At 61.6% G+C, this 15643-nt stretch carries 15 protein-coding genes; all 15 read right to left on the bottom strand.

The annotated features are described in order from the left end of the window. Positions 1 to 14 precede the first annotated feature (14 nt). Entirely contained in the window at positions 15 to 806 is a 792-nt protein-coding gene (gene flgG, locus AC5E6W_RS11110; RefSeq protein WP_491752361.1) for a flagellar basal-body rod protein FlgG, read from the bottom strand. A 40-nt stretch (positions 807 to 846) separates the two neighbouring features. Beyond that, positions 847 to 1587, bottom strand: a complete 741-nt coding sequence (gene flgF, locus AC5E6W_RS11105) for a flagellar basal-body rod protein FlgF (RefSeq protein WP_491752360.1) — start codon at positions 1585 to 1587, stop codon at positions 847 to 849. 153 nt (positions 1588 to 1740) lie between these two features. Beyond that, complete coding sequence (locus AC5E6W_RS11100; RefSeq protein ID WP_491752359.1) at positions 1741 to 2607, bottom strand: cyclic di-GMP-binding domain-containing protein, MshE-related; 867 nt, start codon at positions 2605 to 2607, stop codon at positions 1741 to 1743. 40 nt (positions 2608 to 2647) lie between these two features. Next, positions 2648 to 3427, bottom strand: coding sequence for a FliM/FliN family flagellar motor switch protein (locus AC5E6W_RS11095; RefSeq protein WP_491752358.1), 780 nt, complete (start codon positions 3425 to 3427; stop codon positions 2648 to 2650). Positions 3428 to 3433: 6 nt separating this feature from the next. After that, positions 3434 to 4363: a FliM/FliN family flagellar motor switch protein gene (locus AC5E6W_RS11090; RefSeq protein ID WP_491752357.1), complete on the bottom strand. Its 930-nt coding sequence runs from the start codon at positions 4361 to 4363 to the stop codon at positions 3434 to 3436. Next, positions 4360 to 5292, bottom strand: a complete 933-nt coding sequence (locus tag AC5E6W_RS11085) for a sigma-70 family RNA polymerase sigma factor (protein WP_491752356.1) — start codon at positions 5290 to 5292, stop codon at positions 4360 to 4362. Before AC5E6W_RS11085 ends, AC5E6W_RS11090 begins: the two co-directional genes overlap by 4 nt. A 45-nt stretch (positions 5293 to 5337) precedes the next feature. After that, complete coding sequence (gene flhA, locus AC5E6W_RS11080; RefSeq protein ID WP_491752355.1) at positions 5338 to 7419, bottom strand: flagellar biosynthesis protein FlhA; 2082 nt, start codon at positions 7417 to 7419, stop codon at positions 5338 to 5340. Then, a complete protein-coding gene (locus AC5E6W_RS11075) occupies positions 7416 to 8570 on the bottom strand; it encodes an EscU/YscU/HrcU family type III secretion system export apparatus switch protein (protein WP_491752354.1) in 1155 nt (384 codons plus the stop codon). The genes flhA and AC5E6W_RS11075 overlap by 4 nt, the downstream gene beginning before the upstream one ends. Positions 8571 to 8579: 9 nt before the next feature. Next, the gene (gene fliR, locus AC5E6W_RS11070) at positions 8580 to 9350 is read right to left on the bottom strand and encodes a flagellar biosynthetic protein FliR (protein WP_491752353.1); all 771 of its coding nucleotides are present in this window, start codon (positions 9348 to 9350) and stop codon (positions 8580 to 8582) included. Further along, positions 9347 to 9616 (bottom strand): flagellar biosynthetic protein FliQ, encoded by a 270-nt coding sequence (locus AC5E6W_RS11065; RefSeq protein ID WP_491752352.1) that lies wholly within the window; start codon positions 9614 to 9616, stop codon positions 9347 to 9349. The genes fliR and AC5E6W_RS11065 overlap by 4 nt, the downstream gene beginning before the upstream one ends. Beyond that, positions 9616 to 11313 (bottom strand): flagellar type III secretion system pore protein FliP, encoded by a 1698-nt coding sequence (gene fliP / locus AC5E6W_RS11060; protein WP_491752351.1) that lies wholly within the window; start codon positions 11311 to 11313, stop codon positions 9616 to 9618. Before fliP ends, AC5E6W_RS11065 begins: the two co-directional genes overlap by 1 nt. After that, on the bottom strand, positions 11310 to 11627 hold the full coding sequence (locus AC5E6W_RS11055; RefSeq protein WP_491752350.1) for a FliM/FliN family flagellar motor switch protein: 318 nt from the start codon (positions 11625 to 11627) through the stop codon (positions 11310 to 11312). The genes fliP and AC5E6W_RS11055 overlap by 4 nt, the downstream gene beginning before the upstream one ends. A gap of 375 nt (positions 11628 to 12002) precedes the next feature. Continuing rightward, positions 12003 to 13262 (bottom strand): flagellar hook protein FlgE, encoded by a 1260-nt coding sequence (locus AC5E6W_RS11050; RefSeq protein ID WP_491752349.1) that lies wholly within the window; start codon positions 13260 to 13262, stop codon positions 12003 to 12005. An 11-nt stretch (positions 13263 to 13273) separates the two neighbouring features. Next, a complete protein-coding gene (locus AC5E6W_RS11045; RefSeq protein WP_491752348.1) occupies positions 13274 to 13783 on the bottom strand; it encodes a flagellar hook capping FlgD N-terminal domain-containing protein in 510 nt (169 codons plus the stop codon). A 23-nt stretch (positions 13784 to 13806) separates the two neighbouring features. After that, on the bottom strand, positions 13807 to 15525 hold the full coding sequence (locus AC5E6W_RS11040) for a hypothetical protein (protein WP_491752347.1): 1719 nt from the start codon (positions 15523 to 15525) through the stop codon (positions 13807 to 13809). Between the last annotated feature and the right edge of the window lie 118 nt (positions 15526 to 15643).

Here is a 15643-nt window from a genome sequence, read left to right as displayed (position 1 = left end):
TCCTCCCTCCGGACTTACTGCGCCAGCTGGTTAAGCTGTTGCAGCATTTCGTCGCCAGCCTTGATCACACGCGAGTTCGACTCGTAGCCGCGCTGCGCAAGAATCATGTTCACGAACTCGTCGACCGTGCTCACGTTGGACTGCTCGACCATGCCCTGCATCAGCGAACCGAGGCCTTCCGTGCCACTGGGTGTGCCCACCACCGGATCACCGGATGCCGTAGTGGGAAGGTAGATGTTGTTGCCTGTGGAGTTCAGGCCGCCCGGATTTACAAAGAGCGCCAGCTGGATCGTTCCCACCTGCGCAGCCTGGTTCTGGCCCGATTGCGTCACGCTCACTGTGCCATCGCTGCCAATGGTCACGTTGGTGGCGCCAGCGGGGATCGTGATCGTCGGTTGCAGTTGATAGCCCTGCGCCGTGACTAGGTTTCCGGTGGAGTCCGGCTGGAACGAGCCCGCGCGCGTGTAACCGGTCTGCCCATTAGGTAGCAGGATCTGGAAGAAGCCCGCACCCTGAATGGCGATGTCAAACTGATTGCCAGTCTGTGTCGGCGTACCCTGCGTCTGCACAACCTCCGTCGCGCCGGGACGGGTGCCAAGGCCGATCTGCAAGCCCGACGCCTGGGTGGTCTGCTGCGTGGACGCCGAGCCCGGCATCACTTCGTTCTGGTACAGCAGATCGGAGAACTGTACGCGCCGTGCCTGGAACCCCGCCGTCGATGCGTTGGAGAGATTGTTGGCGATGTTATCGAGATTGAGTTGCTGGGCCGTCATGCCGCTGGCTGCTGTGTAGAGTGCGCGAAACATTGGGTCTCCTTAGAATCTGTTGCGACTGCAAACCGACGGACTAGCCAACGTGTGGCAGGTCCTGTGTGGCTGTCTTATCCATCTCGTTGCTGAAGAGTGTAAGCATGCGCCGCATCTCCTCCACGGAGCGCTGCGCGTCAATAAGTTCGACGACGCCAGAGACGGGATTCACATTCGAGTCTTCAAGCATGCCTTGGCGAATCGTCGCGGTGGTGGGGCTGGGAGTCGTGTTGGCGGGAGCCTTCAGGTAGGTGCCGCCCACGCTCTGGAGATCCACATTCGCCGGAAAGTCCACCACGCCTAGCTTGCCGGTGGTTGCGCCGTTCACAGAGATGGTGCCGTCGGCGCTGATCGAGACTGGCTGACCGAGGATCGAGACAGGGTTCCCATCCTGACCCAGGACCGGATCGCCGTTTGCCGTCACCAACTGCCGCTGCGCCGAAACTGAGAAGTTCCCTGCCCGCGTATAGACCGTTCCCTGGCTAGTCTGCACCTGGAAGTAGCCTTGTCCCTCGATTGAAAGATCGAGCTCATTTCCTGTCTTGGTCAACGAGCCTTGGGTCGTATCGAGGCGTGTGCCTGCGAGCACGCCATAGTCGTTCGTGTCCTGATTCAGTGATGAGAGCATCGGGTTGCCGTGCTCCGCGAGCATGGAACGGAAGGTATTGTGCCGCGCACGAAAGCCAGGCGTGCTCTGGTTGGCAAGATTGTTTGCAATCGCGTCCAGAGCCTCCGTCCGGGAGACCAGTGCTGTGGCCGCTGCATAGATTCCGCTGCTCATCTTTGTTCCTCGCTGTGGAGATATGCAATCACTATGCCAATTCTGTTGAATCGCGTTGCACGCTGCGTCAGTTTTGAAATTCCCAATGTTTTCGCGGTTCGTTCTCACGCATCCGATGTGGCGGTTAGAGCCGAATGAGAGGCAACTCCTGCCTTATGCAATCGCCAGGAGAGCCGGAGCCGATTCGCCCACGCGAATGAGAACATCGAGCGATCGATCGGGTGCGGTGAAGTGTCCCCACACATAGCCACGCGAGCGAGTGATGGACAGCTGGTCAGCGCTGATCGCAATGCCCTGGTTGCAGAGCAGACGTGTCATCTCACTCGTCGTTGCGACATCGTCGAAGCAGATCTCCTGGGTAGAGCAGCTCTCTTCCTGGATAGCCATGAGAGCGTCCAATTCGGCCCGCGTGATGAAGCACGGGTGGGTTTTGCAGCCTAGCACCTGCTCTATGGCATAGAGCACGCCGTACTCGATCGAGTCGACAAAACCCATCAGAAGTTTCTTGCCGGTAGCCGAGTAGTGCAGCGGGACCATGTTGCAGCGGCGAAGAAGCGTCGGGGGGAGCTTCACGGAGACATGCTGCGATTCGGTGGTGGGGGTAAAGAGCGGGCAGCCCCATTGCGAGGCGCGCGTGGCTACCACCTGTCGCTCTGAGATGAGGCCCATATTCACAAGGATCTCGCCGAGTTCTCCACCGTTGCGACGCAGTTGCTCGCTGGCGCGCTTGAGGTCCATCTCGGAGATGTGACCGCGGCTGACCAGCATCAGGCCCAGCGGCATGCGGGGCGTGTTCCCGCTGCGGCGGCTGGGGGTACTCAGCAGGCGGGTGATCTGCTCATCGACGGAGGAGGCTACGCAGCGATAGCTGCAGTACCACTTGTCTTCGACCGTGATTCCTACCCGGCGAGTATCGAGCGCACGCTTAGTCAGCCAGCGCCGGCACTTGTCGTGACTGCACGGCACCGTCTTGAAGCCGGCAATCCAGGATGATTTCGAAAGTGATGCCACAAGACTCATCAGAGAGACTCCTTTCTCCTCACGCGGAAGAATCCGCGGGTTAGGCCAACATCTGGGCTGAGATGGGCTGGGGCAATTCGGTGACGCGCAGACCGTAGTTGCCGTCGATGACGACAGCCTCGCCGCGAGCGATGACTTTGCCCTCGAGGAGAAGCTCCACGGGCTCCTCCACCTGGCGATCCAGCTCGATCACCGAGCCGGAGGTCAGGTCCAGTACCTCGCGCAGAGTGAGCTGGCGCTGGCCGAAGCGAAGGACGACGTTGAGCTCAACATCAAGTACCAGATCCAGGTTCATCGCCTTGGGGTCGTCAGGATCCGGATACGCCACGACGGACGGATGGACTGCAAGGGTCTTGATTGCATCGGCGGCCTGCGCATCGATGGCAAGTGTGAGGCGCAGGGTCATGCCGTCATCGGCTTGCATTGCGAGGCTGAAGATCTGCAGGGCATCAACGGGGCTGCTGCCCACCTCGACGGCAACCTGCCACTCGCCGGTGGCGCCCGTTTCGCGGAGCGCGCTCAGCGATGGCTGAATCCACTGCTCAATCAGCGTGGACGCCAACCCCGGATCTTCGCCGAGGGCGGCGGCTGCTCGAATCGCTTCGAGCGCAGCCTCATCGGCTCTCAGGGCTACAGTCCCCTGCACAGCGCCTTCAAAGCGGAGGAGAAAACTGGTAGGCTCCGCGGCGTCTTCCGCCGGCAACGCGGTTTCTTCGACGATCCACGGGCGTCCCCCCAGGAACTCCAGCCGCGTGGCGAGCTGCTGCATCAGGGAGGTCAGAAACGGCGCATCGGCTAGTGTGGCAAAAATCTGTTCCATGTGTCATTACTCCCGGTCAGGCATGGGCTCTAGTGAGCGCATCATGAGTTGGGCGGCCTTGCGGCGACCGCTGCGGACCACTGTGGCCTCGAAGATGTCGATGTTCTCCACCGTCAGCCGCCCGGTATTCTTCACCGGCGCCTGCATGTGGAGGATGGAACCAGGGCGGAGTCCTACGAGGTCACGCACCAGCACACGAATTTGCCGCTGATCCGTCGCGACCAGAAAGCGGCCATCCAGCAGCCGCTCACGCAGGGTGGGATTGGGAAGATGACGCAGAGCCGAAATCTTCTTCGACTGCGCAGCCTTGAGGTGGCGTAGAAGATAGCCCACGAAGGAGGTCGGCAGCACAATCTTGAGGTTGCCGGTAGCGCCGGCGACAGTCAGTTCGAAGAGCAGCGTCACGACCTTCTCTGTGGGCGGGAGAACCTGCGTCACGCCCACGGGCTTGATGCAACGGGCCGTGCGCAGGGACAGGCTCAGGGCCTTCCAGGCACGCTCGAGCTCCTTCACCATCAACTCACCGACGGGCACCATGATGTCCTCATCGATCTCGGTGAGTTCGCGGGGCTCCTCGGTGGAGGTGCCGCTGCCGCCGAGGAGAACATCGATGACCGGGAAGACGATGATCGCATCCATATCGATGAGAAAGCTGCTCTCGAGCACTCCCAGAGCGCAGGGCAGGATGTAGTTTTCGACCGGAGCGCGCGAGGCATAGTCGCCGCTAATGGTCTGTTCGAGGGAGACGAACCGGATCTGCAGGGAGCTGCCCAGATAGACCTCGAGTGAGTTCGCAGCCTGCATGGCGAACTTCTCGTGCAGCGTCGTCAGCGCACGGGCGTTGTCGTTGGACAGGCGGCCAGCATAGCGAAAGTTGCAGGGATGGATCGTTGGGCGACGCGGGGTTCCAGGCATCGTGGCGGGAGTTGTACTCACGCGAGCCTCCGGGGGGCGGCGGTGCTAGTGGTGCGAGGCCAGGTAGGGGGGATGGAGGTCTTGGCCTTCAGCGAACGCTGCGCCATGGTCTTCTCGGAAGCGCGGATTGGGGCAGGACGCTCGGTTTCTTTCTTCGGAACCGAGCGCTCGTTCAGGTGCTGCATCACAGCACGGAGCTTCATGAGGGCGCCGGAGTGAATCTGGGACACACGGGAGACGACCACGCCGACGATCTCGGCGATCTCCTTCATCGTGGCCTCACCCTCGTAATAGAGCGAGAGGATGAGCTGTTCGCGTTCAGAGAGCTGCGAGACGGCTTTTGCCAGCTGCTCCTTCATCTCGCCTTCTAAGCAGAGCTCGAAGGGATTGTCGCCACCGCGGCTTGGGGCGGACTCGATGAGGTCGTAGCTCTGCGACGAGTCGTTGTCGCTCTCCGACTGCTGTCCGACGAGGTAGAGTCCATCGAGCTCCGTCATCGTGTTCTGCAGCTCGGAGAGTTCCATCTGCAGGTCGGCTGCGATCTCCTCATGCGTTGGCTGGCGGCTGAGCTTCGAAGCCAGGGTAGCGATCGAGGAGGAGATGGCGCGGCCCTTGCGGCGCAGCGTGCGCGAGCCCCAGTCGAGCTTGCGCAGGCTATCCAGAATCGCTCCGCGGATACGAAACTTCGCGAAAGTGCTGAAGCCGGCATTCTTGGCCGAGTCAAAGTTGCGCGTGGCCTCGATGAGACCGAGCACACCGGCGTTCACCAGGTCTTCCATTTCCACGTGCTGTGGGAGGCGCTCACGGATGCGGGCCGCGATGTAATACACCTGCGGCAATTCCTTCATGACGAGCTCATTGCGCTCATCAAATTCATCCCCGGCGGCGGTAGAGCGGTAGGCAATCTCGGCTGCGGTCATGGTGTGGTGCTCCTTTATTGCGTGACTCAATCGGGCGTTCTCGTAGTTCTCAAAACTCTGGGTGCTGCGTGGTGCTTACCGCAGGTTCGCGACGGACAGCACCTGCGTCATCGGAGGTATTTCGCCTGGCGAAAGCACGACGATCCGAGGGATGAAGGGCTCGAGAAGCCGACGAAGATAAAACCGCCCGGGAGAGGAACACAGCAGAACTGGTGGAGCAGCGCTGACGTCCTGACCAAAGCTCTTTGTCAATCCATCTAGCACTCTGCGTGCCAAAGCGACGTGTTGTGGGACAGCGAGTGCGGCGCTGGTTTGATTCGACCCACGATTGCATTCTTCTTCGAGCGCGGAATCGAGCGTAACTACTTTCAATTCTCCATCTTTGCCCAGCAGGGGATGCACAAGGGCGCGTCCAAGGGAGTGTCGGACGGCCTCTACCAGGGCGATGGGATTTTTGTTGAAGGCCGCTGTTTCGACCAGAGTCTCGAGAATGGTGCCCAGGTCGCGGACAGAAACCTGCTCCCTGAGGAGCTGCTGGAGCACCTTTTGCACCTCACCGAGGCTCATCAACTTAGGAATCAGCTCTTCTGAGAGCTTTGGATGAGAATCGGCTAAGCGGTCGATGAGACGTTTTGTCTCGTGGCGGGACAAAAGCTCGTGAGCGTTCTGCTTAATCACCTCGGCCAGATGCGCGGACAATACCGAGGTGGGATCCACGACGGTGTATCCCGCAGCGATGGCCTGTCCCTGGGTCTGCGGAGTGATCCAGACCGCGGCAACGTTGAACGCTGGCTCACGCGTTGCCTGACCCGGGAGCTGCGGTGCGTTGGGGTTCGAGCTGATGGCCAGCAGCGAGTCCTTGCGAAGCTCCCAGCGGGCAATCTCGACGCCGCGGAGATAGATAACGTACTCACGCTCCTTTAGCGAGAGGTTGTCCGTGATGTGGATCGATGGCACCAGGAAGCCCAGCTGCTGGGCGAGATTCTTGCGCATGGACTTCACGCGGGCCAATAGCTGGCCGCCCTTGGCCGCATCGACCATCGGCACAAGGCCGGTACCGACCTCCAGCATGAGTTCGTCCAGTTTGAGAATGCTGTCGATGGGATCGATCGCAGGGCCGCCGGGTGTACCGGGTGCGGCTGTGCCCGCCTTAGGGGTCGCAAGCAGCGCGTCCTCATCCACCTCAACCTTCGGCTTCATCTTGCGGGCGCCGTAGATGAGAACTCCGGCCAGGGAGAAGAACGAAACCTTGGGAAGTCCTGGGACCAGGCCCAGCGCGATCAGCACGCCGGCGGCGATCCAGAGCAGCTTGGGGTTGTTGAACAACTGCTTGCCAACGTTGACGCCCAGCGATTCCTTGCTCGCCGCACGGGTGACCACAATGCCGCCGGCGACGGAGACCAACAGCGACGGAAGGATCGAGACCAGGCCATCACCAACAGTAAGGATGGTGTAGGTCTTCAGCGCCTCTCCGATGGGAACGCCCTGCTGGAAGACGCCGATGCAGATGCCGGCAATGATGTTGATCGCGAGGATGAGGATGGTGGCCATCGAGTCGCGCTGGCTGAAGCGCGCGGCGCCGTCCATGGAGCCGCAGAACTCAGCCTCCTGGCCGACACGCTCGCGACGGGCCTTGGCCTGGGCCTCATTGATGAGTCCCGCGTTGAGGTCGGCGTCGATCGCCATCTGTTTGCCGGGCATGGCGTCCAGGGTGAAGCGAGCGGTGACCTCAGCGGTGCGGACCGCGCCGTGGCTGATGACCAGGAACTGGATCGCAACGAGCGCGATGAAGATCACGAAGCCTACGACGAAGTTGCCCCCGACGACGAATTGTCCGAAGCTCTCGACGACCTTGCCGGCAGCGCTCGTACCTTCGTTGCCATGCAGCAGGATGCGGCGGGTCGCGGCAAGATCGAGCGCCAGGCGCAGCAGCGTGAGGAGCAGGATGAGGCTCGGGAAAACCGAGAATTGCGTGGGCCGAAGCACGTTGATGGCGGTAAGCAGCACCAGGACAGAGGCCGTGATGCTGAGCGTCAGCAGCAGGTCCAGCATGAAGCTGGGCAGCGGCACCAACATGACGAAGACGATCAGGACGGCGGAGATGGGCGCGATCCAGTCGCCGCTTTTGCCCATGATGGAGTTGAAGCGAGCGATCATCGAGTGCTTCCTTGTCTTTGCTGCGAGTTGGTCTGATTTTTTGTGGGCTGCGAGGTGTTGGGACGGCCCGACGCATCGCGGGAGCGGCGTGCGGCCTCGGCGCGCTGGACCTCCGCCTGAGCCTTGTAGACCATCACAAGGATCTCGGCGACGCCTTGGTAGAGCTTGGCGGGGATGGTGTCACCGACCTCAACAGTCTTGTAGAGTGCCTGTGCGAGCGGGCGATTCTCAATGAGCATCACGCCGGCGTCGCGCGCGACTTCCTTGATCTTCTGGGCCACAAGATCGAGGCCCTTGGCCACGATGATCGGGGCGTCCATGTTCTGCTCGTACTTGAGGGCCACGGCGTAGTGGGTTGGGTTGGTGATGACGACGGTGGCGGTGGCGGCGGCCTTCATCGACCACTTGCGTCGCATCATGCGCGCCATCTGGCGGAGCCTGCGCTTGATCAGAGGATTGCCGTCGACGTCCTTCGACTCTTCCTTGATCTCCTGCTTGCTCATCTTCATGTCGTTCTCGGTCTTGCGCCAGGTAAGCACGTAGTCCACGGCCGACCATGCCAGCAGCACAGCGCCGGCTCTCCAGACAAGTCCCATCACGATCGAACCGACGAACGAGGTGAATCCCCGCAGGCTCATATCTGTAGCCGTGATGAGCTGCGGCCATGCCTTCTCAAAGGCGGAGGCCGTCATCCAGGCGATGACGCCGAATGGCAGCAATGACTTGGCGATTCCGCTGAGCCCCAGGGGCGAGAACATCTGGCCGAGCTTCTTGGAGGGATCGAAGCGCTCGAACTTGAGTTGCAACGCCTCAGGGGCGAAGACAAAGCCTCCCTGCGCATAACCCGCGCCGACAGAGACGGCGAGCGCCACGAGGAGCAATGGAGCGATCCAACGCATCACCTCGAGGGCGCTCCAGAAGAAGATCGGGCTCGTAGGCCGCAGTTCCTCGGTAGCAGCGACATTGAGCAGCTCGCGGTAGAGGTGCGTCCAGTGCGGCACCGCCGAAGGCAGCATGAACGAGAGCGTCGCTGCCACCGCACCCGTCGCCAGCACGTTCGGCAGCTCCCGCGAACGGGCGACCGTACCCTTTTCGCGGGCTTTATTGCGGCGGTGCTCCGTTGCCTGTTCTGTTTTTTGCGGATCGGCCATGGTTGTGGTCTAAACAGCGAGATGGAGCAGGTTTTCGGCGGTTGTCACCGAGTGAAGGAAAAGCCGAGCGAAGAGATCGGGCCAGAACTTGAGCGAAATCGCCAGCACACTGAGGCCGACGACGCTCTTGATCGCCGGGCCGAGCAGCATAAGCGGAAGCTGCGTGGCAGCTTTGCCCATCAGGCCCAGCGCGATATCCAGCAACAGGGTGGCGGAAAGAACAGGAGCTGCAAGCTGTACGCCTAGCAGGAAGACGGAAGCTCCCATGTGCACCAGCGTCTGCACGAAGGCGCCACTGATGTGTGCGCTCTGCGGCGGAAGGTAGTCGAAGCTGCGAGCGATGACGCGCAGCAGATACAGCGGAATGCCGAGGCGAAGGAAGACCAGCATCGCGATGGTCTGGTGGAAGGTCGCAACGACTGTCGACTCCACCTGGGTGTTTGGATCGAGGATGTTCACCAGCGAGTAGCCGATCTGCACACTGAGGATCTGGCCGGCCATCTGGACAGCATCGAAGACAAGGTTGGAGACGATGCCCACGCCTGCGCCGATCATCAGCTCGCTGAAGACCAGAAGCGGCCACTGGCTAAGCTCGACGCCCTTAAGGTGCGGTGACACCAGCGGATACAGCAGGAAGGTAAAGAGGATCGTCATGCCGGTCTTGATCCGGACCGGCACTGCCGAGCTGCCGAAGAATGGAGCGAAGAGCATCAGGCCGGAGAGCCGGACAGTGATGGTGAGGAAGGCAACGAAGATCTCAGTGAGCGTCAGGTGGATCACTGCAGCACCCCGTGAAAGTCCGAAAGGATGGTCACGGTGTAGTGCGCGAGATGTCGCAGCATCCACGGCATGAGGAAGAAGAGTGCGCTGCCAATGGCCAGCAGACGCGGCACCGTGGAAAGCGTCTGGTCCTGGAGCGAAGTGAGCACCTGGATGACGTTGATGACAAGACTGATCGCCACGGCAGCCAGCAGCAGCGGCGCAGTCAGCATTACCACCTGCAACAGCATCGTGCGGCCCATCGCGACTACTGGATCGACTCCCATTAGTAGAAGCTCCTCATCAGCGAGCCAATCAGCAGGTGCCAGCCATCGACCATAAGGAAGAGCAGCAGCTTCAACGGGGTGGAGATGACTACGGGAGGAAGCTGCATCATGCCGACCGAGGTGGTGATGGATGCGACGATCATGTCCACCACGAGGAACGGAAGGAAGAGCACGGCGCCGATCTGGAAGCCGCTCTTGAGTTCTGAGAGCACGTAGGCGGGCAGCAGGACGCGCAGCGACACATCATTGATGGTGGCGGGGTGCGGCTCCTTGGCGATGTCGAGGAAGAGCGCGACGTCCTTCTCACGCACATAGTGCGCCATGAACTGGCGCATCGGCACGATGCCGCGGTCCAGCGCCACTTCGGCGGTGATCTGGCCGCTCTGCATCGGGACGATCGACTGGTCGTAGATGATCTTCCCTACTGGCTGCATCAGGAAGAAGGTCATGATGAGCGAGAGCCCGACGAGAGTCTGATTGGAGGGCGTGGTCTGCAGGCCGAGAGCCTGACGCAGGAAGTGAAAGACGACAAGAAGACGCGCAAACGGCGTCATGCAGATAAGGATCGACGGGATGAGCGTGAGGAACGTCATCAGGACGACGATCGTCCACTGCGGAGAGTTGGAACCCAGGCCGCTGATTGTGATCTGATTCGGATCCGCAGAAGCGGCCGGAGGCGTGAGCCGACGAATGCCAGGCGCCAGCGGCGGCATGGGCCGCATTGGGGGTAAAGACGTCTCCTGGCTCTGGGGCAGCGTCACCATGTCCGAGGACTGGGAGGGAGCGGCGTGCATGGTCGCCGCGGCTGTGAGGAGCAGTGCCGCGATGATCACGCTGGCTCGGGTAGCAATCCTTGCGGCCATCTTCGGCTTCATGTGGTGGGAGACGCGTGCGACCGGCTTCCGGATGGAGACATCGGGAACGTCGTCCGTCACCTGCACAGGCGATGCTTTCGGGGTTCTGGATGGTACGGCATAGGCCTGATTCGCAGCGGCCGCCTTGAGTGCATGAATGCGCGACACCAGGGAGACAAACTCTTCGGCCAGCAGACGATCATTCTTCAAATCCATGCCGCTCGAGAGCATCTGCTCGACAGCGGAGTCGAAGTCGATGCGCGCCGCTTCGAACTGCCGGGCCTTGTGTTTCTCAAGACCCGATCTGTAAATGAACTCGACCCGGTGGATGAGCTCTCTGGACTCTGAAGAGGAGGTAGCTTCCTCTGGCTGAGCCTTCATCGCGGGCTCGCTCAGTGTGATCGTGTCCTGAATCTCTTCGGGCAGTTGCGTGGGGGTGATTGCACGCCTGGCCTTGACCGCCGCTGCAGGCTTCCGTGCTGCGCCGGCGCGACGCAGAGCGTCTCCGAAAGCAGCAGGCTCCGTGCCAAGCGGGGTGAGGAGGTTGACACTCGAGGCGCTTCCGCCGATGAGAAAGCGCTGGCCTTCGACGTGGATCACCGAGACGGTCCGCTTCTCGCCGAGGGAGATGGTCTCGGCAAGGCGAAGCCGACTGGAACTCTGCGCATTGGTGCGGCGCGCGCGGATCCAGTTGATGAGTCCGCTCAGGAGGCCTCCAAAACCGGGACCGGTGACCTTAGCCAGCTGCTCCGGCACGCGATCACCTGCCTCCAGCGTCGCTGGAGTGTCGAACGGAACGGTGCGGCGGCGTGTGCCCGACGCTTTGGCCATCGTCCGGGTCATGACAGGTCCGTAAGGCGAACAGCAAGACGATCACCGACAACTTCGAACTCGGTCCAGCCGACGAGCTGGCTGTTGGCGCGTAGAGGAAGATCGCTGCTCTGGTGGTAATGGGTCTCGACGATGGAGCCCTTGCCGAGTTCCAGCAGGTTGCGGACCGTGAAGTGCACCACAGGGATATCGAGTGCCAGGGTGCAGGGCAACCAGGGGATGAGATCGAAGCTTGACCGCTCAGCGCTCTTGTCAACAAGCTGCAGGCCGGTGAGCCTGGGTTGCGGCTCGGGCGTCGGGACTTCCACTTGGGCAGGTGCGCTCATGCTGTCGTGTGCCTTCCGTTGCCAGAAATGGTGAGGCGCTCCGTGAAGCGGTCACCACAGACAGTCGCCAGGAGTTTAGGTGTGTCTCCTTGGTTTCGGTCTGCGACATCACTAACAGCAATCGCGTTGCCAAATGTTCGATACGAGGACAACTCTCCGCGCACTGCCCGCAAACCCGCGCAGGATGCGGTGTTTGCGCACAGCGGTGAACAGCGTACAAGAAGCCGCGCGCTCTATGAGAAGCGCCAGGCATGACTGATGAGCCGAAGATGAGAGCCGTTCTAAGGTGGGAGAGGTAGTCGCCGAGGTCTTCATGAGAAGACCTCGGCAGCTGCGCTCTATTCCATCGTGCTCCGGTTGCGTACCGGTCTACAACTATTGCAGCATCGCGATGGTGGCCTGCGAGACCTGGTTGAAGGTGGTTACCGACTTGGCATTCGCGCTATAGGCCTGCTGCGCGACGATCAGCTTGGCGAACTCGGTGGAGATGTCTACGTTAGACCCCTCGACCTCCCCACCTGTGATCGTTCCTCGACCGCCGGACTCGGCCGTGCCGATGACAGCAGATCCGGAAGCTGCAGTGGTCTGGAAGGAGTTATTGCCGATGTTGCTCAAGCCCTGGTCGTTGGCGAAGGAGGCAACCGCGACTTGTCCCAAGGCGATCGTGCTGCCACTCGAGAAGGTGCCCTCGATCGTGCCATCCCCTTGCACCGTATAGGAGCTGAGTGTGCCGGCGGGGAAACCATTCTGAGGTGTGGCGGTGGTAGAACTCGCTAGATCCGTCTGGGTGATCGTGCCGGTGCCGTTCGAGTTCGTCAGGTTCCACTTCACGCTCATCCCAGCCGCACCATCGGCAAAGGTTGCGCCTGTTCCCGGAACGCTGATGGCGATGGAGTTGGAGCCGCCCGGAAGGACGAGGTTGCCGGAGCTGTCGAAGCTGAGTGTGCCACTCGCCACTTGCGTGGTGCCGGTACCGCCGCCGCTCAAATCGGAGGTGGGGAGCGTCACGCTATAGTTCCACGTGTTATTGGCCCCGGCGGTGTAAGAGACGGTGAGCTCATGCTGCTGGCCGAGTGAGTCGTAGGTCGTAATCGTGCTTGGGGTGACACTGGTGCCCGATGCTGTACCAGCCTGCAGATTCGCTGTGATCGAGAAGTCGGTCGTGGCGATGGGAGGGCTGGTGACGTCCTGGACCTGCAGAGGCTGCAGAGCCGCAGAGGTGTTGACCACGCCATTCACCGACGGATAGCCCAGAACGAGATCACCGGTGGGTGACGTCAAGAAGCCTGCGTTATTGGTTGTGAAGTCGCCCGCGCGGGTATAGTCGAGCTGGCCGGAGGTGCTCTTGGTCACGAAGAAACCCTCACCCGAGAGTGCCATGTTCGAGGAGACGCCGGTAGAGCTGGTGGGGCCATCGGAGAAGTCATAATTATTGGCCGCTACCTGGACGCCGGATCCAGTCTGGATGGGATCGCCGGCGCCGTTCGACTGGTTGGCCTGCGCGAAGATGTCCGAGAAGCTGACCGTCTGGTCCTTGTAGCCGTCGGTGTTCAGGTTGGCGAGGTTGTTGGAGACCGCAGTGAGCTGACTCTGGGCCGCCACGAGGCCCGACAGGGGAATAGAGAACGATGCCATTTCAAATCTCCTTAGTAGATGCCGTACGTGGAGGCAGCTGTCTGGGCCGCAGTGGGGGTCGTCGAGATGAGAGGCGTGTTGAGCGCATTCGTCACCGCGTTGGAATTTGCGTAGCCGACGGGCAACATCGTCGTCGGGTCAAATGGGAGAGCCTGCGACGCTGCCTGCGCGCCCCCAGCGGAAGGAGAGGTCGAGCCGGTCGACGCTTGCGCCGACTGCACAGCAGCCTGAGTTCCCTGCTGCAGCCCACTGGTCGTTGAGCCGGTTGATCCGCCTAGCTCCTGGTTGATGCTGGTGAGCTGATCGAGCTGGTTCAGCGAGATCATCTGGCCGACCATCGCGGTCGAATCCATCGGAGCAGTGGGGTCCTGGTTCTGCAGCTCCTGCACCAGGAGGTTGAGGAACGTAGATCCGATGTCCGTCGTCGCCGAACTGGACGACGAGCTCGAGCTTCCGGGAGTGCTTGCCGCTGCCGGAACCGGAGAACCTGCGATCGAGTTGGTGTTCATGCTGACAGCCATACTTCCTCCTGCGGCCTAGTTGCTTAGGCGCGAATGTCGAGTCGGCCACCTGTAGCGGCCGAGGGTTGGGTAGCGATCCTGTTGGCGGAGGCGGCATGGAAGAGCCCGTCCGCGGAGTTGGAGCCAAACGCTGCGCTGCTGGCCGAGGCCTGACGATAGCCCTGCTGCTCCTGACCGGCAGAACTTCCACCCGATCCCGTTCCTGCCGAGAACTGCTGGCCGGAACTCATGCGGACTTCGATGGTCTGGTTGCTTTCAGACTTTGCCTGCATCTCGGGCAGCCGCGCTGCCAGCTCACGGGCCAGCTCTGGATGCTCGACCGAGATCTGCGCGGAGACCGCCTGCCCTGCAGCTGCGGTGTGGATGGTGATGTTTCCGAACTCCTGCGACTGCAGGCCAACCCGCATCTCCGACTGCGAGGCCGTCTGTACCAGCCTCGCCGACTGAATGGATGGGAGCGAGGAAGCTGCCGTGCTGCCGCTCGCGGCTGCCACGCCGTCGTCATGTTGCGGGCCGTGAACGGAGGCGGCGGCATTCTGGAGAGCCACCTCGGGGCTACTGCTCGGAGTCGTTGCGGATGTAGTGGCCGCAAGAGGAGCGATATGTCCCACGTCGTTCGTTACAACCGCGGCCCGGAAGCCCGCGGCATCGTTGCCGGTGACCACTGCGGTGTTGATCACAGCGCCCGAAGTGCTCGCGTCTGTCGTCGTGTCCTTGCGATCATGTTTCGAGGAGCCATCACCCTGCGCATCCTGGCTGGAGGCGTCGGTGCTGCTGGAGGTCGCTGCCTGTCCCTGCACGCCTCCCTGCGAAGCTGAAGTCGAGGTCTGCGATTGCGCAGCTGAGGTCTTTCCAACACCCTGAATCGAACCCGCATGCACCGGCTGCGAGACCGGTACGGCCTGAACGGGAAGGGCCACTGACGAAGCGACCATCGTGGCTTGCTTCTGATCGGGGGCGGCAACAGCCGTTGAAAGGCCCTGGGGTACGGCGGCGGTCTGCGCGGGGACACCACCGAGCTTCGCGCCTCCCTGCTGCAGAGCCTTGTCGAGCTGGGTTTTGATCTGTGCAACGAGGTGCTGATCCGCGGTGGCGGCACCGCTCGCAACTGAGCCTGCGGCAGATGCCGCGCTGTTGAGCATTGCAGCCAGGGCTTGCGCGCTGATGGCCCCAAGCGCGGCGGAGGAAGGCACATTGTTGGGCAGTGAGGACTGGGCTTGCGCGCCGCTTGTGGAAGACACCTGGCTCACCGATCCGGCATCTATTGGCGAGACCACCGGAAGAGCTAACGTGTTGGCCGCGTCCGAAGCTACGTTCGTTGCCGGATCGCTTGTGCCGAGGCTGGCGACCTGCGAGGTTCCATCGGCGGCGCAGGTCGGCAGCGGTGTGGGGATCGTCACTGGAGCGGCGACCAGCATCGGAAGAACAAGTTGCGCGGCAGACAGGCTGTCGGCAGTTGCGCTCGAGGAGTCGCTCGATGAGTTGCTCGAAGCCTCGGTCGAGTTGTCCTTCTTCGCGCCGCTCTGCTTCTTCGTGCCCGCATCGGACGTGTGGCCGCTGTTCTGGATCGTCTCCTTGGGAGTCGCCGCGGGAACCTGGGTCTGCTGTCCAGCCTGTGCCAGCTGCTGAGCGAAGCTCGGGGCGTCCTGGCTATCCGCATTGGCTGCCGGCCTGGTGGCCGTTGCCGTTGCAGTCGTCGCCGCCGCCGAATCCGTCATGTGCACCACATTCATCACGACCATGTAGATTGCACGCTCGATGCCAGACCCGCACGCCTCTGATAATCGCCAAATCTCCAGTGAATTCTGGGTTTTTCGCGGCGGACCTAAATTGCTCTACTGGGCAACGCTGCAGCGATGG

It is taken from the genome of Bryocella sp. (genome assembly GCF_058498515.1).
This window is presented reverse-complemented; position numbering and strand designations above follow the sequence as displayed.